Raw genomic sequence first — 17,969 nt, 5'->3', positions numbered from 1 at the left:
CGAAAGGACCGGCGCCCATCTGTGCGCCGGTCCCGTTTTCCGGATCGTTTACTTGCCAGACGCGGCGGCCATTTCCTTGACCATCATGTCATAGGCGGCTTGCCCGTCGACGCCTGCGTCTGTCACCTCTGCGATGATCTTGTCGCGGACCTCTGCGGCCATGACGGCAAAGGCTGCCTGATCTTCCGCGCTGGCCTCAACGATCTTATTGTCCGCGGTGTCTAGGGTCAGCTTGCGTGCGGTCGCGTCGCTTTTGTCCCAGACCGCGCCCATCATCCGCGATGCGGGTTCGCCGAAGACCTTGCTGTCGAGGGCCTCCTGCACATCGGCGGGCAGGCTGTCGAATTTCTCCTGGCTCATGATGACCGAGAAGGAGCCACGATAGAAACCACCGGGCATTTCGTACACGTTCTTGGCCACTTCGTTCAGTTTGAAGCTGATCCGTTCGCCAAGGTTCATGGCAACGGCATCTGCAGCGCCAGAATCAAGCGTCTCGTAGACCTTGGGGGCAGGCACCTGGATGCCGACAAGGCCCAGTTTCGCGCCTACGTCTGCGGAGACACCACCGCCCAAACGTGTCTTGAGGCCAGACAGATCGGCCAGGGTGTTGACCTCTTTGTTCGAGTGGATCTGCCCCGGGCCGTGGGTCGTCAGCGCGATGACCTTGACGCCGCGATGCTCGTTCAGGTCCTTGAGAATGGCTTCGTGCACCCGCCAATGAGCGACCGAGGAGGCTTCGGCGTTGCCCTCGTAGCCGGGGATCTCGACCAGCTTGGTGCCGACGAACCGTCCGGGCGTGTAACCGTGAAACAGGATTGCCACATCCGCGATGCCATCAAGGACCAGATCCATCTGCGCAGGCGGCGAGGCAAGGCCGCTCTTCAGCTCGGTTGCAACGGCACCGTCTGTCGCCTCTGACATCATCTCGCCCAGTTGAGCGAACATTTCAGTGTTCACCGGGTGGGTGGGCGGCAGCCATGTGGAAATGGTGATCGTTTCGGCAGAAAACGCACTGGTTCCCATGCTGATCGCAACGGCGGCGCTGGCCAGAATCTTGGTTAGCTTGGTCATTGGAGTGTCTCCCAGAATGTTGGATTCATACCATTTTCAGGGTCTAGCGCCCCAATTCGGAAGGTATATGCGTTTTCATGTAACTCCATTTTTGCCGTCTTGAAAACTATTTTCTGCTTAAAGCTTCTCTGGCGCGTCCTCTTCCAGGGTGTTCAGCAATGCATGCAGTATGGGCTTCAGGTGGTGTCCGCCGTGCTCTGTCAGGCGTTCTAGCAAGGCCTTTTCATGGGCTTGTGCCTGTGGAACCAGCCTGTTGGTCAACGCGCGCCCCTCCGGCGTCAAAAAGACGCGGACCCGTCTGCCATCTTCGGGATCGCTTTGGCGGATCAGTAGTCCGCGCTTCTCCATCTGTGCGATGATGCGGGTCAGGCGGGATTGCTCAACCAGCGCGATCCGGGCCAACTGCGTGATCATTGCGCCTTCGCAGTCGTGCAGGCAGGCCAGCACCCGCCATTCCGGCACGCGCAGGCCCGAGCTGCGGACTTGGGCGTGAAACTGGGCACTGGCCCCTTCGCTGGCGGCAGCAAGCAGATAAAGCAGGTAGTTGCTCACAAACCCCGGTGTGCCATCCGGGCTGACTGGCGTTGTCATAGGTCCACCCAGCATGCGCCAAGGCGACGCCCAGAAATGTCTTGACCTGAGTTATATGAAATTTCATATTCTTTCAAAAGGAGGACTCCCGTGAGCAAAATTGATGGTGTCGTACTGGAGGTTACACCGCTGACCGACCGTATCAGCAGCCTGACAGTGGCTGCAACAGATCGTCGCGTGTTGCCCGAATGGGAGGCCGGCGCGCATGTCGAGTTCGACGTGCCGGGCGGAACCCGCGCCTATTCACTGGTGGCGTTTGATGCTGACCTGATGTCCGCGCCGAAGGAATACCGCATCACCGTTCAGCGCGAAGATGAGGGGCAGGGCGGCTCCAAGGCGATGCATGCGCTGACGGTGGGAGATCCTGTTACTTTTGCAGCGCCCAAGAATGATTTCCCGGTGAAGCTGGACGCCCCGGCTGTTCTATTGGCAGGCGGTATCGGCGTCACGCCAATGATTTCGATGGCGGCGGCCTTGCAGGCGGCAGGCCAAAGATTCGCGTTCCACTATGCGGGCCGTTCGGGTGCCGCCATGGCCTATTACCAGAGGCTGGCGGACACCTTGGGCGAGGCGTTTCACCTGCATTGCGATGATGACTCGAGCGCGTTGGATCTGGATGCTCTCATAAGTGGGCTGGGGGATGCGCATCTATACGTCTGTGGTCCGCGCGGGTTGCTGGATGCGGTGCGCGCCAAGGCCGATGATGCCGGTATTCCGGCGGATCATGTGCATTTCGAACTCTTCACCGCAGCCGAGGCGCAGGACGGTGACAGCGCCTTTGAGGTGCAGATCAACGATGGCAGGGTCTTCACCATCCCTGCGGACAAAACCATCGTAGAGGTGCTGGAGGAGCATGACGTCGATGTCCTTTACGATTGCCAGCGCGGCGATTGCGGCATCTGCCAATGCGATGTGATCGAGGGCGTGCCGGATCACCGCGATGTTGTGCTCAGCGAAGCGGAACGCGCCGCCGGTGATGTGATGCAGATATGCGTGAGTCGGGCGAAATCCGCGCGGCTGGTGCTGGATATATAGGGGAACGGACATGGTCAGCTATTCAGGAAACCCAACTGCGGCGGCGTCCCTTGTGCAGCCCCATCAGGTGCACCGGGATGTCTATATCAACGAGGACATCTTCAAGCTTGAGATGAAGCATGTCTTTGCCAATTCCTGGGTATTTGTCGGCCACGAAAGCCAGACCCCGGCCAAGGGCGATTACTTCGCCACCCAGATCGGGGATCAGCCAGTCATCCAGGTGCGTCACAAGGCGGATGACATTCACGTCCTTTATAATCGCTGCCCGCACAAGGGCACCAAGATCGTCATCGACCGGCAGGGCAATACCGGCAAATTCTTCCGCTGCCCCTATCACGCGTGGTCGTTCAAGACCGACGGCTGCCTGCTCGCGATCCCACTCAAAAAGGGGTACGAGGGCACCGGCCTTGAAGACACCGAAAGCGGCAAGGGCATGAAGGCGGTCGGCGCCGTCAAGAACTACCGCGGCTTCATCTTTGCGCGGCTGGCCGAAGAGGGCATCAGTTTCGAAGAGTTCTTTGGCGACAGTCTCAGCTCGCTCGACAATATGGTGGACCGCTCGCCCGAAGGTCGGCTTGAGGTGGTCGGCCCGCCGCTACGCTATCTGCATCACTGCAATTGGAAAATGCTGGTCGAAAACCAGACCGACACCTGCCATCCCATGGTCGCGCATGAAAGCAGCGCCGGAACCGCAGTAAAGCTATATGAAGAGCTGGACCTGCCGGAAGGCACGCCCAAGCCCCCCGCGATGGAGATCATCGCGCCCTTCATGTCCCCCTATGAGTTCTTCGAGGGCATGGGCATCCGCACCTGGCCCAATGGGCACGGGCACACCGGTGTGAGCCATTCGATCCATTCGGACTACTCCGCTATTCCCGGATATTTTGAGGCCCTGACGGAAAGCTACGGAGAGGAGCGGGCAAAGGCCATCCTAGACGACAACCGGCACAACACCGTCTATTTCCCCAATATCATGATCAAGGGGCCGATCCAGCAGTTGCGGGTCTTCATCCCGCTCGCGGCCGACAAGACCATCGTGGAAAGCTATATCTATCGTCTGGTTGGGGCGCCGGATGCGCTGACCGCCCGTACGGCGATGTACAACCGCATGATCAATGCGCCCACCTCGATTGTGGGGCATGACGACCTTGAGATGTACGAGCGCGCGCAGGAAGGATTGCACGCCGACGGTATGGAATGGGTCAATGTCCAGCGTCTTCTCGAAGACGACGAGGATTTCAGCGAGGAAGCCGTCCACAATGGCACCACCGAACGCCAGATGCGCAACCAGTTCAACGCCTGGGCCAAGTTCATGACCTATGATGCCCCGGAACAGGAGGTGGCGGAATGAGTGTCACACGGGATCAGCTGATCGATTTCATCTATGACGAGGTGCGGATGCTGGACGAGGGGCGCTATGACGAGTGGCTGTCACTCTGGCTGCCCGACGGGATCTACTGGATGCCGCTTGATTACAAGCAGACCGATCCGATCAATCAGACCTCGCTTCTATACGAGGACATGTTCATGCTGAAACTGCGGGTCGAGCGTCTGAACGGCGCGCGCACCTTCAGCCAAAAGCCTAAAAGCCGCTGTCATCATGTCATTCAGCGCCCATTCGTGGACGAGATGGGCGAAGACCGTTTCGTGACCAATACCTCGATGCACTACGTGGAGACGCGCCTGGACGAGCAGCAGTTGCTGGCCTTGACCGTGCGGCATGATCTCGCCCTGGTGGACGGGGCGCTTCGGATCGCGGGCAAGCGGGTTGATCTCCTCAATTGCGACGCGGCCTTCCGCAATATCCAGTTGCTGCCATGATCACCGCACAGACCGTTTTTGGCGCATTTGCAGAGAGCGCCGCCCGCTGGCCCGACCGCCCGTTCCTGAATGTGCTGCCTGAGACGGCAGAGATCTACGGGATCGACACAGGTGAGATCACCTACGCCGAGGCCCTGAAGACGGTGCAGGACCATGTCGCAGAGATTGAGGCCGCCGGATACGTCAAGGGCCAGCGCGTCATGGTCCTGCTGGAAAACCGGCCCAGCTATTTCCTGTGGTGGCTGGCCTTCAATGCGCTGGGGATCTCCGTCGTTCCCGTGAACCCCGATCTGCGCGCTGCAGAGATGGAATATATGATCGGGCACGGCGAACCTGTTCTGGCCTTGTCGCTGGCCAGCCGCGCGGACGAGCTGCGCAGCGCCGCTGAGGCGGCCAAGGTCCAGATGCCTGTGGTGACACTCGGTGACCCTCTGCCACGGGCCGTCACGACCGAGGCGATTGCCGCAAGGACCGGCGATGCAGAGGCGGCGCTGCTCTATACCTCCGGCACCACCGGGCAGCCCAAGGGCTGTATCCTGACCGATGAATATTTCACCGAGGCGGGCCGCTGGTACAGCACCGCAACCGGCGTTTGCGCACTGAACACCGACGGCGAGCGGATGATCACGCCGCTGCCGATCTTTCACATGAACGCCATGGCCTTTTCCTTCATGGCGATGGTTGCCGTGGGCGGCTGCCTGACGGCGCTGGATCGTTTCCATCCACGCAGCTGGTGGGACTCGGTGCGCCGCAGCCGGGCAACCTGCCTGCATTATCTGGGCGTGATGCCCTCGATGCTGATGGGGGCGGAGCCTAGCGCGGAGGATCGCAATCATTCGGTACGCTTCGGGTTTGGTGCAGGGATTGATCCGAAACTCCACGCCCCCTTCGAGGAACGCTTCGGCTTTGCCCTGACCGAGGCCTGGGCGATGACGGAAACCGGCGCGGGCGCCACCATCTGCGCCAATCGTGAGCCACGCAATGTGGGCACCTCCTGCATCGGCTGGCCGCAGGACACGGTCGAGGCGCGGCTGGTGGATGACAGCGGCGCCGATGCCGATCAGGGCGAATTGCTGGTACGTCACGCCGGGCCGGATCCGCGCAAGGGCTTCTTTGCAGGTTACTTCAAGAACCCGGACGCCACGGATGAGGCCTGGGAAGGCGGCTGGTTTCACACCGGCGATATCGTGCGGCGCGCGGCGGACGGGACGATGTATTTCGTCGACCGCAAGAAGAACGTGATCCGCAGATCCGGGGAAAACATCGCGGCGGTCGAGGTGGAATCCATCCTGGCTCGCCATCCGGCCATTGCCGGGGTCGCGGTCGCCGCTGTCCCCGATGAGATCAGGGGAGACGAGGTCTTTGCCTGCATTGTTCCCAAGGATGCCGCCAGTCCGCAGCTTGCAGAAGAGATTACCACATGGTGCCTGACGCAGTTGGCCTATTACAAGGCGCCGGGCTACATCGCCTTTGTCGAAGACCTGCCCGTCACCGCGACCCAGAAACTGCAACGGGCGGTGTTGAAGACGCGCGCGGCTGAGATGCTGAAGGATCCCCAGACCATCGACACCCGCCATCTGAAAAAGCGGAGCGCGGCATGAACCGTCTGCCCTATGACGGGGTTGTGCTGACCGCGCCGGTGTCGGTGCCCTATGTGCGCTACACCAATGAAACCGCCCATTGGTGGATCGCCCGCGCCCTGCGCGAGGCGCTGAACGTGATCGGCATGACGCCGCAGCAGCTGGACGGGCTTTCGGTCTCCAGCTTTACCCTGGCGCCCGACACGCCTGTTGGCCTGACGCAGCATCTGGGCCTTTCGCCCCGGTGGCTCGATACCGTTCCGATGGGCGGGGCCTGCGGTGTTGCCGCCCTGCGCCGGGCGGCGCGCGCGGTGCAATGCGGCGATGCCGATGTCATCGCCTGCGTGTCGGGGGATACCAACCGGATCGATAGTTTCCGCACCCTTCTGTCCGCCTTTTCGCGGTTCTCGATGGATGCGACCTTTCCCTATGGGTTTGGCGGCCCCAACGCGAGCTTCGCCCTGTTGCAGGACGCATATATGCAACAATTTGGCGCCACGCGTGAGGATTTTGGCCGCATCGCGGTGGCGCAGCGGGCCAATGCCCTGAAGAACCCGCAGGCGCTGATGAAAAAGCCGCTGAGCCTTGATCAGTACCTTGAGGGGCGCATGATCTCGGACCCGATCGGCCTGTTTGATTGTGTGATGCCCTGTGCGGGTGCTGAGGCCTTTGTGGTCATGCGCGAAGAGATGGCCGTGGCCAAGGGGCTGCCCTTTGCCCGCATCAGCGCCACCATCGAGCGCACCAACGCCTTTCCCGAGGATCCCATGCAGCTACGCGGCGGCTGGGCTGTGGACGTGGACGAGCTGTGGCAGATGGCGGGCCATGGCCCTGACGAGATCGACGTCTTGCAAACCTATGATGATTACCCGGTGATCTGCATGATGCAGTTCGAAGACCTGGGGTTCTGCGCCAAGGGCGAGGGCGCGGAGTTTGTGCGCCGCCATGATCTGACCATAGGCGGCGATTTCCCGCATAACACCTCGGGCGGGCAGCTGTCCGTCGGGCAAGCCGGAGCCGCAGGCGGCTATCTTGGACTGGTTGAAGCACTGCGACAGGTAACGGGCACAGCGGGACCAACCCAGGTCGAGGGCGCCCGCCGCGCGGCCGTGTCGGGCTTTGGCGTGATCAACTATGACCGAGGCCTGTGTTCCTCTGCCGCCGTGATTGAAGGAGGGGCGTCATGAGTGAACCACTGGTCCCGCCGAAAAAGAAGGACCCGCAAAGGCGCACGACCGTACCGGTGCTGCCCCCCGCCACGCGCAGCCGGGCCGCACTTGGTCTGGGTGTGATGGCCGCGCAGGGGCGCTTTGGCTTGCAGGTCTGTGCAGACTGCCAGGCGGTGCAATATCCACCGCGTGATGCCTGCCACAAATGCCTGTCCGTTGATCTGCCTTGGCAGGATGTGGATCCATCCGGCGCTGTCATGGCTGAAACCAAGATCCGTGTGTCGCCCGAACCCTATTTCCGCGAACGCATGCCCTGGCGCATGGGAGCTGTGAAACTGGAGGCTGGGCCGATGCTCAATTGCCATCTGCATGGTGAGGTTACCCGCGGTGATGCGGTGCGCATGGCGTTGAAACTGGACAGGGCCGGGCAGGGCGTATTGGTTGCGCTGCCGCAGAAAGGAAGTGCCGCGATGCAAGATGATCCCGTGCTGCGGGCGATGTCGTCCGATCCCAAATACCGCCGCGTCCTGATCAGTGATGCGCGCGCGCCGGTGGCCCTGGCCCTGACGCAGGCGCTGCTCAAGGCTGGTGCCACCCATGTGTTCCTGGGAGAGCCGGAAGCCTGGCGCAGCTGGCCGGAACGCGCGGCCTTTGAAGCGATGGAAAACGTCTCGCTGCTGCCGCTGGACGTGACGGATGTGAGGTCGATCGAAAAACTGGCGGCCGAGATCGGCGGCAAGGTCGATATCCTGATCAACACGGCCAGTTTCGTGCGCCCCGGCGGGATCATGGGCAATGACACGGGTTTTGCCCGCGACAGTTTCGAGGTGAACACCTTGGGCCTGATGCGCCTGGCGCAGGGGTTCGGCCCCGGCATGGCGGCGCGGGTGCAGGATGGCACCAACTCGGCGGCGGCCTTCGTGAATATCCTCTCGGTTCAGGCGCTGGTGCCGGATCCGGGCTATGGCTCATTTGGCGCGTCCCAGGCAGCGGCGCGGTCGATTTCGCAAAGTCTGCGCGCCGAATTCCGCCAGAGCGGCCTTCGTGTGATGAATGTCTATATCGGCCCCATCGAGGGCGATGCCTGGTTCCAGCCCCTGCCACCGCCCAAGGTGACGCCAAGCGCCGTGGCGCGCTCGGTCGTGGGCGGGTTGGTTGATGGGCTGGAAGAGGTCACCTGCGGCGACATCGCGCGTGATCACTATGCGCGCTGGCAGGCGGATGCGCTGCTGCTGGAGCGGGAAATGACCGGAGGCGGATCATGAGCGATCTTATTGCAGATGTGGCGGTGGCGCTGGGCAGCGGTGCGGCGCGTATCGTGGACCTGACCCATACGCTGGACCCGGATTTCCCGGTGATCATCCTGCCGCCGGAATTTGGCCAATGCGCCCGCTTCCGCATGGAAGAGGTCAGCGCCTATGATCATCGCGGACCCGCGTGGAAGTGGCACAACCTGACCCTCAATGAACACACGGGCACTCATTTTGACGCTCCTATCCACTGGGTGTCGGGCAAGGATGTACCCAATGGCGCAGTGGATGAGATCGACCCGGGCGTCTTTGTCGGACCGGTCGTGGTGATCGACTGTTCCGAAGGCGCGGCCAAGGACGACGATTTCGAGCTGACACCAGAGATCATCGAAGCCTGGGAAGCCGAACACGGAGAAATCCCTGCCGATAGCTGGGTCTTGATGCGCACCGACTGGTCCAAGCGCAGCGGGGCAGCCTATCTCAACATGGCAGAGGACGGGCCGCATTCACCGGGGCCGACCCCGGCAGCGATCGAGCTGCTGCTGAAGCGGGACATTCGCGGGTTCGGGACGGAAACCGTTGGCACCGATGCCGGTCAGGGATCTCATTACGTGCCACCCTATCCGGCGCATTACTTGCTTCATGGGGCAGGCAAATTCGGGCTGCAATGCCTGCGCAACCTGGATCAGCTGCCCCCCACGGGCGCGCTGCTGATCGCCCCCCCCCTCAAGATTAAAGGCGGTACGGGCAGCCCCCTGCGCGTGCTGGCAATGGTGACGACATGAGCAAGTATACAGCCGTGATCACGGGCGGCAGCAAGGGCATTGGCGCCGATCTGGGGCAGCGCCTGATTGCTAGGGGATACACGGTTGTCTCCCTGTCACGCGGCGCGCCTGAGTGGTCGGATCCGGGCCTGCACCACCTGGAGGTCGACCTGCTGGACGCAAGCGCCACGGCGCAGGCCGCAGCAGAAATCGCAGCCAATCATGATGTGACACATCTGGTGAACAATGCCGGGATGATCTGGCCCAATCTGCTGGAAGAGGCGACGCCCGAAGATCTGGCCGGGCTGACGCAGCTGCACCTTGCGGCCCCGCTGACGCTGTTGCAGGCCTTCTTGCCTGCGATGAAGGCGAAGGGCTTTGGAAGGGTTCTTTTCAACGGTTCGCGCGCTGCGCTTGGCGTGCCGACACGTACGGCCTATTCCGCCACCAAGGCGGGGATCATCGGCATGGCCCGCACCTGGGCGCTGGAACTGGCCGGGCATGGCATCACGGTGAATGTGGTCTCTCCCGGCCCCGTGCAGACCGATAACTTCTGGGGGATCATTCCCAAGGGCAGCGACCGTGAGGCAGAGCTGGCGAAGCGCATTCCGGTGGGGCGTCTCGGCACGGTGCGCGATATCTCGAACGCCTTTCTGTTCTTTTGCGATCCGGAGAACGGGTTTGTCACCGGTCAGACCCTGTATGTTTGCGGTGGCGGCAGCGTCGGGGCGATGTCGCTTTGACCGGGGCTGCTCCGTAGCGCTTGAAAAATGCACTGCAATTCTAAAGCAAAAGTACGGCCGCTGTCGGCTTGTGCAACAGCGGTGCTGCGCCGCAAGAAAAACCGATGGGTGCGCAGGTGTACTGCGGCATTGAGGCAAGTCATTGGTGGTGTGGTAGGCCCGGCAGGATTCGAACCTGCAACCAAAGCGTTATGAGCGCTCTGCTCTAACCGTTGAGCTACAGGCCCGCCGTAAGCAAGTGGTTAGGAAATGGCGCGGGTAAGGTCAAGCGGTGATTGTCGCGGGTCTCGGCTGCGCCGCTCGGCGGTGTATCTGGGTCAGGCGCTCGGTCACTCCATCGATCACCAGTTCCCGCCGCCGGTCGATACTGTGGCGCGAGGGAAAGACCGCAAAGACGTCCTTGTCCGGGGCGTTGTACTCCGGCAGCACCTGTTCGAAGATGCCATCGCGCAGCTGGTCCTCGACAAAAGGACGCGGGGCGCGGGTGTAACCAGAGCCGTTGGTCACCGCCTGAATGATGAGTTCGGGATCGTCTGCCGTGAAACCAACCCGGATCGGCGCCAGGACTTCCTGGCCATCACGGTGCAGCGGAAAGAAACCTTCGGTCTGGTCTTCGTGCAACTGGATGAACTTAAGCCTTATCAAGTCTTCAGGCTGCTGCGGTCGCCCCACGGCATCAAGATAGGCTGGTGAAGCAAAGAGCACGGTTTCCAACTCCGCGATCTTGCGGCCCACGCCATCGGTGCTGCCCAGCTTGCCGCTTCGGATGGCAAGATCGTAATTCTCGCGCACCACATCGACCAGCCGGTCCTCCAGCCGCATGACGATGTCTAGATCGGGGTATTGCCGGTCCAGCTCCAGCAGAAGCGGTCCGACCACGCTGCGGCCAAGGAAGGTACTGGTGCTGATGCGAAAGGTACCGGAGACGCTGGCGTTCAGGCTGTCCAGCTCGGCTGTTAGTCGGTCATAGCCACCCAGCAGCCCCTGCGCGTGGGTAAAGACCAGATCCCCGGCGCGGGTGGCCTGCACCCCGCGAGCACTGCGGTGCAGCAGTTGCTGGCCCAGCAGGCTCTCCAGTTGCTTGATCTGCTGGCTGACGGCGGATTGGGTCATACCCCGGCGCTGCGCTGCGCGGTTCAGGCTGCCTTCATCCAGTGCCACGACAAATGTTTCCAGAAGTGAAAGCCTGTCCATGATGCGCCTATTAGCAATGCTTATAACGGGTATCTGACTTCTGTGACTGATACCTAAGATATGTGCGCCTTATCTGCAGGGTGCGGAGAAAATCCGCCAATCAGATATTGGAGCGCCTTATGACTATCACCCGAAGAACCCTTTTGAAAGCCGCTGCGGTCGCCCCAGCGGCGGCTGCAGCACCTGCATTGATCACTCCAGCTGCTGCGGCGCCGCAGGGGCCGACGCCAGTGCTAAATCAGTTCACACTGGGCGATGCGCGGATCACCGCGCTGCTGGATGGGCATCTGGCGATCAAGCCGGAGTTTTTCACCGGCTATGACGCCGCCAAGGCAGAGGCGGCGCTGGCAGGCTCGCTTTATCGCGAAAATGCGAAAGGTCTGGAAATCCCGGTCAATGGCTATCTGGTGGAGCAGGGCGGTGAATACACCCTGATCGATACCGGGTCGGCGCAGCTGATGGGGCCGGATTTGGGTGCGCTGCCTGCGGCCCTGGCGGCGGCGGGTGTCACGCCTGAGCAGATTGCGACCGTGCTGCTGACCCATATCCACCCTGACCATTGCGGTGGATTGCTGACGCCGGATGGCCGTGCCGCCTTTGCCAATGCGGAACTGGCGGTGGCTGCGGCGGAGTGGGATTACTGGCACGATGAGGCGGTTCTGGCTGCTGTGCCTGAGGAAAGCCGCGGCTTCTTCCAGACGGCGCGCAACAGCGTCGCGCCTTATGTGGACCGTCTGAAACTGTTGAGGGGAGAGGCCGAGGCCGCAAGTGGACTCAGCGCGGTGCCGCTGCCCGGCCACACACCGGGACACACCGGATTCATGCTTGATGCGGGCAGCGAGGCGCTGTTGTTCTGGGGCGATGTTGTTCACAGCGCCGCCCTGCAATTCGCCGAGCCGGACTGGACCATTCCCTTTGACGTCGATCAGGCGCTGGCGGCGCAGACACGACGGCAGATGTTCGACCGGGCTGCGGCGGATGATCTGCTGGTTGTCGGGATGCATTTGGACTTCCCGGGGCTCGGCAAGGTGAAGCGTTCAGGTGAAGACTTCCGGTTTCATCAGGCACCTTGGCAATTCGGCCTGTAATCCGGGCGTGAGAGACGCAGTTTGACAGGTTTGCCGTGCTGCCTCTTGCGGCGCGGCAGATTCCCTTGTTCCCTTCCGAAGCGCCTTGCGTTAAAGGCTGCGCAACGTTTCTAAAGGAGCCAAGCGATGACCAGCGGCAAGAACGGTTTGACCTATGCGGATGCAGGTGTGGACATTGATGCAGGAAATGCATTGGTGGACCGGATCAAGCCGGCCGCGAAACGCACCAATCGCTCTGGCGTGATGAGCGGTTTGGGCGGTTTTGGAGCGCTGTTTGATCTGAAAGCCGCCGGGTACAATGATCCGATCCTGGTGGGTGCCACCGATGGCGTGGGCACCAAGCTGCGCATTGCCATTGATACCGGTGTTGTGGATGGCGTCGGCATCGATCTGGTGGCCATGTGCGTCAACGATCTGGTCTGTCAAGCTGCCGAGCCGTTGTTCTTCCTGGACTATTTCGCCACCGGCAAGCTGGAAACAGAAACCGCCGCCCGCATCATCGAAGGTATCGCCGAGGGCTGTGTGCGCTCTGGCTGCGCGCTGATCGGTGGTGAGACGGCGGAAATGCCGGGCATGTATCCCGAGGGTGATTTCGACCTTGCGGGCTTTGCCGTCGGCGCGATGGAGCGCGGCACCGCGCTGCCCGAAGGCGTGGAAGAGGGTGATGTCCTGTTGGGGCTGGCCTCGGATGGGGTGCATTCCAATGGCTATTCGCTGGTGCGCAAGCTGGTTGAAGTGTCGGGACTCGGCTGGGATGCCGATTGTCCCTTTGCCGAGGGTACACTTGGTGAGGCGCTGCTGACTCCGACCCGGCTTTACGTGAAACAATCGCTGGCGGCGGTACGGGCAGGGGGCGTGCATGCGCTGGCCCATATCACCGGCGGCGGTCTGACCGAGAACCTGCCGCGCGTGCTGCCCGAAGGGTTGGGCGCCGATATCGATCTGAACGCCTGGGCGCTGCCGCCGGTGTTCAAATGGATGGCGGAAACCGGCGGCATCGCCGAGGCTGAGATGCTGAAGACCTTCAACTGCGGCATTGGCATGATCCTGTCGGTCTCTGCCGATCGCGCAGATGTGCTGACCGAGGTTCTGGAAGGCGAAGGCGAGACCGTCAGCCGCCTTGGCTCCGTGACCCCGGGCGAGGGTATGCGTTACTCGGGCAAGCTGCTGTGAGCCACAAGAAGGTTGCCATTCTGATTTCGGGCGGCGGCTCCAATATGGTGTCGCTGCTGGAAAGCATGACCGGAGACCATCCGGCGCGCCCCTGTCTGGTGCTGTCCAACAATGCCGATGCGGGCGGGCTGAAGAAGGCCGCCGCTGCTGGTGTCGCCACCGCCGTGGTGGACCACCGCCCGTTCAAGGGCGACCGCGAGGCGTTTGAGGCGGAACTGGTCAAACCCATTCTGGAGGCGGGCGCCGATATCGTCTGCCTTGCCGGGTTCATGCGGGTTCTGACCGCTGGTTTCGTGTCGCAGTTTCAGGGCCGGATGCTGAATATCCACCCGTCGCTGCTGCCCAAATACAAGGGACTGCACACCCACGCACGCGCGCTTGAGGCGGGCGACAAGGAACACGGCTGCACCGTGCACGAGGTGACGCCCGCGCTGGATGATGGCCCGGTTCTGGGGCAGGCGCGGGTTCCGATCCTACCGGGGGACACGCCCGAGGATCTGGCCCAGCGAGTTCTGGTCAAGGAACACCTGCTGTATCCGGCAGTGCTGCGTCGTTACGCAGCCGGGGACCGAACACCGGTTCTGATCGACTGATCTTTCCCGCGCCGTTTGCAATGCAGGAACCAAGGGCGTATCACCGGGTGATACGCATGAAATATAAAGAAAAGCCGCGACCGATGAAAACACTCACCACCACCGAAGAGTTGACTGCCTTCTGTCAGGAGGCTGCCAAGCATGATTATGTGACGGTGGATACCGAGTTCCTGCGCGAGCGAACCTATTATTCCAAGCTGTGCCTGATCCAGCTGGCGTTTTCCGGCGATGGTGAAACGGACGCGGTGCTGGTCGATCCGCTGGCCGACGGTCTGTCGCTGGAGCCGCTTTACACGCTGTTCCGCGATGAAAGCGTGGTGAAGGTGTTCCATGCCGCGCGGCAGGATCTGGAGATTTTCTGGGTCGATGCGGGCGTTTTCCCGAAACCGCTGTTCGACACGCAGGTGGCCGCCATGGTCTGCGGATTTGGCGAACAGGTGGGCTATGAAACTCTGGTGCGCAAGATCGTGAAACAGGGGCTCGACAAGACCTCGCGGTTTACCGACTGGTCGCGCCGCCCACTGAGTGATGCGCAGAAAACCTATGCGTTGGCGGATGTGACCCACCTGCGCCGGATCTATGAATACCTCGCCGCTGAGCTGGACCGCAGCGGTCGCAGCCATTGGGTGGCCGAGGAACTGCAGGTTCTGACCGACCCAGCTACTTATGACATTCGCCCGCAAGAGGCCTGGCGCCGGATCAAGACACGCACCACCTCGGGTAAATTCCTGGCCGTGGTGCGCGAACTGGCGGCCTTCCGCGAAGATTACGCACAGCGCAACAACGTGCCGCGCAACCGTGTGTTCAAGGACGACGCACTGGTCGAGCTGGCCTCGACCAAACCGCGCACCGGATCGGATCTGGGTGGCTCGCGCCTGCTGCTGCGTGAGGCCCGCAAGGGCGCCATCGCCGAAGGTATTTTGGAGGCAGTTGGCCGCGGTGTGAACTGCCCGCCGGAAAAACAGCCCAAGCCCGACCGCAGCCGTGAAAAACTACAGGTCAATCCGGCGCTTGCGGACCTGTTGCGGGTACTACTGAAGGCAAAGACCGAAAGTTCAGGCGTCGCGGCCAAGCTGATCGCGCCTAGCGCTGATCTGGATGCTATCGCCGCCGGGCAGCGCGATGTGGCGGCCCTGACGGGCTGGCGCCGCGAAGTCTTTGGTGCCGATGCGCTGCGTCTGTGTGACGGGGAAATCGCGCTGGCGGCGCAGGGGCAATCCGTGAAGGTTGTTTCCCTCTAAGCGGCACCCGTTCCTGCGAAAAATCTTTCACATTGCCCTGACGAACCTTTGGTGGTCGTCAGGGTCTAAGCCCAGGTACAAAGGGCAGCAGCCTGTTCGCGTACGGCGCCTGATCAGCGACGGCGGCTTTCGCGGGCGTTGCCGGATCCGTTGACGCGGATCGTGCGAATGCCCGCCAGATCCTGCCTTCCGAGGCTGACCGCAGCGCGCAGGGTGCGGCTGAAGGCACTGCCCACGGCGGTTGCGTCTTCGGGATAGACCACCCGGAAATCATATTCGAGAACGGCAGGATCGTCATTCGGCACCGGGCGCATCTCGACATCAAAGGCGCCCAGCCGCGAGGCAACACCAGTGGCATAGACGATGGCGCCGGTGGGGGTCTTTTCAATGCGCAATTCACTGACCTCGGCGATCAGAACGCTGCGGTCCTCGGCCTCGGGTTTGTCGAGCAGGCCATTGCCGACCTTTTCGGGGATCAGCGGGTTCACGTCGCCGTCTACCGGGGCCTCAGCCACACTTGAGCTGCCGAACCAGTTGCTCGGGTTGATGCGGGAGTCACGCCAGCCGCCGCAGCCCGCCAGAACAATTGCACTGGCCAAGAGTAGTGAAAGGGGTTTGCGCATGATGTCCTGCCCGTTTGAGTTCTCCCTGATTGTGGTTACCCGATTGCTGCTGCGTTGAAAAGCGGTTGAAAAGACCGGGCCAGCCGCATAACTGCTGATCTGCTCGCACCGTAACCAACAGGGGATTGTCCTTTCATGGCCAGCGCCGCATTTGAAGAGATCGTCGAGGACTTCGAATTCCTGGAAGACTGGGAAGACCGCTATCGCCATGTCATCGATCAGGGCAAGGAAATGACCCCGCTGGATGATGCGCTGAAGGTCCCCGCAACCAAGGTCGAAGGCTGCGCCAGTCAGGTCTGGCTGCATCCGGTGATCGAAGGCGGCCGGTTCCATTTTGACGGCGACAGCGACGCGATGATCGTGCGTGGTCTGATTTCGGTTCTGCGGTCGCTTTATAACGGGTTGACGCTGGCCGAGGTTCTGGCGGTGGATGCCAAGGCTGAACTGGGCCGCTTGGGGCTGAACGATCACCTTTCGGCGCAGCGCTCCAACGGTCTGCGCGCCATGATCGAGCGGATCCGCGAGACCGCCGCCGCCGCGTCCTGATCCGCCCCTGATCTGCGCCTATGAAGGGGACCCTGTCTGGGATGGTGCACAGCGCGCCTTTAGCTGGTCGATAAACTCCCTGAGCAGTGCAACCCTGCGCGGACGAAAGCTTTCGCCGGTTTGCTCGTAGCCTTCGATGCGGGTGGCGTGAAAGAAACGGAAATCCCGCCGTTTGCAACACCAGGCGAGCAGCATCACAGTGCGATCATTGTACGACAGGGCCAGCGGATAGATCCGCCGCTGAGTGCGCGCGTCCTGCAGATCGCGATAGCCAATATCCAGCGCCTCCTCGGCCCACATCGCCTCGCGCAGAAGGGTCATGCCGATCGTCGCCTGCGGCGGCGCATTGAACCGGTGTACCAGATTGACCGCATGCATCGCTTGGCGCTGCTGGCGTTCGGGCAGGGTGGCCAGAATCTTGACCAATGCATCATTTGCCGCTTGCGCCAGATCCGCATCACCCCGCTGGTTCACATCGGCCAGCCCCAGCATCAGTGCCTCCAGTTCGATCTGGCTAAAGGTCTGCGGTGGCAGGGAAGGGTCCTCGGTCATGGTGTAGCCGAGACCTGCCTCGCCTTCGATCCGGGCGCCAGCTGCGCGCAGGCTGTCGATGTCGCGATAGATCGTGCGCTCGGAGACCTCCATTGCAGCAGCAAGCCGCGCAGCCGTCACCGGCGGGCGCAGACCCCGGATCAGGTGCAGCAGTCGGAACAGTCGGTCGCTTTTGGCCATGGGGGAGATATACCCAGAAACATCCTGACAGAAATTGACAAGAGGGTAACGGCATAGCTGCGTCATCAACAACCCATCAACACGAAGGTCATGGATATGCCCACTCTCTTTCATTCCCCTAACAGCCGCTCCTCTCGCGTGATTGCCCAGCTCATGCTGATCGGCAAGCTGGAGGCGGTCGATGTCGTCATCGTAGATGTCGCACGCGGTGATGGCACCGGGCGTCACGACCCGCGCAATGTCCATCCCGAAGGCAAGGTGCCCTATCTGATCACCGATGACGGGCAAGAGGTCCGCGAAAGCGCCGCGATCATGATGTACCTGGATGAGCTCTTCGGTCAGCCGCTAAGCCCTAAGATCGGCACCCCTATGCGTGGGAGCTTCCTAAGCTGGATGAGCTATTATGGCGGCGTCATGGAACCCGTCATCGTGTCCGCCTTCTCCGGCATTGACCATCCGGCGATCACCGGGAATTTTCGCGGGATGGCAGAGGTTTGCTCCGCACTGGAGGCGGGCTTGAAGGATCGGCCGTTCCTGCTGGGAGAGGACATTAGTATTGCAGACATCCTTCTGGCTTCACCCTTTCAATGGGCGCCCCATCTGATGCCAGACAGTCCTGCGATCAAGGCCTGGGTCAAACGGGTTGGCGATGCCATGGATGGTTCGGCGCTGGCAGCCTACGAGGGTAACGCGGTGGCGGAGCTCGGTGCGTTGCAAAGCGCCTGAGCGAGAGGGGCCAAATTGGGGGCGCGTAG

The 17,969-nt window shown here is 61.8% G+C and carries 19 protein-coding genes and 1 tRNA gene; 14 read left to right on the top strand and 6 right to left on the bottom strand.

Annotation, left to right across the window (positions count from 1 at the left end):
- Positions 1-48: 48 nt before the first annotated feature.
- Positions 49-1,071: a TRAP transporter substrate-binding protein gene (locus tag C6W91_RS09775; RefSeq protein WP_274867576.1), complete on the bottom strand. Its 1,023-nt coding sequence runs from the start codon at positions 1,069-1,071 to the stop codon at positions 49-51.
- 117 nt (positions 1,072-1,188) lie between these two features.
- Entirely contained in the window at positions 1,189-1,662 is a 474-nt protein-coding gene (locus C6W91_RS09770; RefSeq protein ID WP_274867575.1) for a MarR family winged helix-turn-helix transcriptional regulator, read from the bottom strand.
- Positions 1,663-1,752: 90 nt separating this feature from the next.
- Between C6W91_RS09770 and C6W91_RS09765 the strand changes: the two genes are divergently transcribed.
- From C6W91_RS09765 to C6W91_RS09730, 8 genes are read left to right on the top strand one after another with little or no spacing between them, the layout of a single operon-like run.
- On the top strand, positions 1,753-2,697 hold the full coding sequence (locus C6W91_RS09765) for a PDR/VanB family oxidoreductase (protein ID WP_274867574.1): 945 nt from the start codon (positions 1,753-1,755) through the stop codon (positions 2,695-2,697).
- 10 nt (positions 2,698-2,707) lie between these two features.
- Positions 2,708-4,048: an aromatic ring-hydroxylating dioxygenase subunit alpha gene (locus tag C6W91_RS09760; protein ID WP_065273362.1), complete on the top strand. Its 1,341-nt coding sequence runs from the start codon at positions 2,708-2,710 to the stop codon at positions 4,046-4,048.
- Positions 4,045-4,518, top strand: coding sequence for an aromatic-ring-hydroxylating dioxygenase subunit beta (locus C6W91_RS09755; RefSeq protein ID WP_065273363.1), 474 nt, complete (start codon positions 4,045-4,047; stop codon positions 4,516-4,518). Before C6W91_RS09760 ends, C6W91_RS09755 begins: the two co-directional genes overlap by 4 nt.
- Entirely contained in the window at positions 4,515-6,119 is a 1,605-nt protein-coding gene (locus tag C6W91_RS09750; RefSeq protein ID WP_274867573.1) for an AMP-binding protein, read from the top strand. The genes C6W91_RS09755 and C6W91_RS09750 overlap by 4 nt, the downstream gene beginning before the upstream one ends.
- Entirely contained in the window at positions 6,116-7,285 is a 1,170-nt protein-coding gene (locus C6W91_RS09745; protein WP_274867572.1) for a thiolase family protein, read from the top strand. The genes C6W91_RS09750 and C6W91_RS09745 overlap by 4 nt, the downstream gene beginning before the upstream one ends.
- On the top strand, positions 7,282-8,532 hold the full coding sequence (locus tag C6W91_RS09740) for an SDR family NAD(P)-dependent oxidoreductase (RefSeq protein ID WP_274867571.1): 1,251 nt from the start codon (positions 7,282-7,284) through the stop codon (positions 8,530-8,532). Before C6W91_RS09745 ends, C6W91_RS09740 begins: the two co-directional genes overlap by 4 nt.
- Positions 8,529-9,302: a cyclase family protein gene (locus tag C6W91_RS09735; RefSeq protein ID WP_082996133.1), complete on the top strand. Its 774-nt coding sequence runs from the start codon at positions 8,529-8,531 to the stop codon at positions 9,300-9,302. Before C6W91_RS09740 ends, C6W91_RS09735 begins: the two co-directional genes overlap by 4 nt.
- Positions 9,299-10,024: an SDR family NAD(P)-dependent oxidoreductase gene (locus C6W91_RS09730; RefSeq protein WP_274867570.1), complete on the top strand. Its 726-nt coding sequence runs from the start codon at positions 9,299-9,301 to the stop codon at positions 10,022-10,024. The genes C6W91_RS09735 and C6W91_RS09730 overlap by 4 nt, the downstream gene beginning before the upstream one ends.
- Positions 10,025-10,175: 151 nt before the next feature.
- Here the strand turns inward: C6W91_RS09730 and C6W91_RS09725 are convergent.
- Both C6W91_RS09725 and C6W91_RS09720 read right to left on the bottom strand, forming a co-directional pair.
- A tRNA-Ile gene (locus C6W91_RS09725) sits at positions 10,176-10,251 on the bottom strand.
- Between the two features lie 37 nt (positions 10,252-10,288).
- Positions 10,289-11,218 carry a LysR family transcriptional regulator gene (locus C6W91_RS09720; protein WP_274867569.1) on the bottom strand — a complete coding sequence of 310 codons (930 nt, stop codon included), beginning with the start codon at positions 11,216-11,218 and terminating at the stop codon, positions 10,289-10,291.
- Positions 11,219-11,337: 119 nt separating this feature from the next.
- On the opposite strand from C6W91_RS09720, the gene C6W91_RS09715 reads away from it, so the two are divergent.
- The 4 genes from C6W91_RS09715 (at position 11,338) to rnd (ending at position 15,313) form a co-directional block, all read left to right on the top strand.
- Positions 11,338-12,306 carry an MBL fold metallo-hydrolase gene (locus tag C6W91_RS09715; protein ID WP_274867568.1) on the top strand — a complete coding sequence of 323 codons (969 nt, stop codon included), beginning with the start codon at positions 11,338-11,340 and terminating at the stop codon, positions 12,304-12,306.
- A gap of 126 nt (positions 12,307-12,432) precedes the next feature.
- Positions 12,433-13,479, top strand: coding sequence for a phosphoribosylformylglycinamidine cyclo-ligase (gene purM, locus C6W91_RS09710; protein ID WP_274867567.1), 1,047 nt, complete (start codon positions 12,433-12,435; stop codon positions 13,477-13,479).
- A complete protein-coding gene (gene purN / locus C6W91_RS09705; RefSeq protein WP_065273372.1) occupies positions 13,476-14,072 on the top strand; it encodes a phosphoribosylglycinamide formyltransferase in 597 nt (198 codons plus the stop codon). The genes purM and purN overlap by 4 nt, the downstream gene beginning before the upstream one ends.
- Positions 14,073-14,155: 83 nt before the next feature.
- On the top strand, positions 14,156-15,313 hold the full coding sequence (gene rnd / locus C6W91_RS09700; RefSeq protein WP_274832259.1) for a ribonuclease D: 1,158 nt from the start codon (positions 14,156-14,158) through the stop codon (positions 15,311-15,313).
- A 113-nt stretch (positions 15,314-15,426) separates the two neighbouring features.
- Here the strand turns inward: rnd and C6W91_RS09695 are convergent, their stop codons facing one another.
- Positions 15,427-15,936, bottom strand: a complete 510-nt coding sequence (locus C6W91_RS09695) for a hypothetical protein (RefSeq protein WP_274827958.1) — start codon at positions 15,934-15,936, stop codon at positions 15,427-15,429.
- A 135-nt stretch (positions 15,937-16,071) separates the two neighbouring features.
- Between C6W91_RS09695 and C6W91_RS09690 the strand changes: the two genes are divergently transcribed.
- Positions 16,072-16,482 (top strand): SufE family protein, encoded by a 411-nt coding sequence (locus C6W91_RS09690; protein WP_274833874.1) that lies wholly within the window; start codon positions 16,072-16,074, stop codon positions 16,480-16,482.
- 18 nt (positions 16,483-16,500) lie between these two features.
- On the opposite strand, the gene C6W91_RS09685 is transcribed toward C6W91_RS09690, so the two are convergent.
- On the bottom strand, positions 16,501-17,214 hold the full coding sequence (locus C6W91_RS09685) for a YafY family protein (protein ID WP_274867566.1): 714 nt from the start codon (positions 17,212-17,214) through the stop codon (positions 16,501-16,503).
- 96 nt (positions 17,215-17,310) lie between these two features.
- On the opposite strand from C6W91_RS09685, the gene C6W91_RS09680 reads away from it, so the two are divergent.
- On the top strand, positions 17,311-17,940 hold the full coding sequence (locus C6W91_RS09680) for a glutathione S-transferase family protein (RefSeq protein WP_274867565.1): 630 nt from the start codon (positions 17,311-17,313) through the stop codon (positions 17,938-17,940).
- Positions 17,941-17,969 lie beyond the last annotated feature (29 nt).

It is taken from the genome of Phaeobacter sp. SYSU ZJ3003 (genome assembly GCF_041300735.1).
Lineage (GTDB): Bacteria > Pseudomonadota > Alphaproteobacteria > Rhodobacterales > Rhodobacteraceae > Phycobacter > Phycobacter gallaeciensis_A.
Note: the sequence above shows the minus strand (reverse complement) of the source record. Positions and strands in the feature narration are given on the sequence as shown.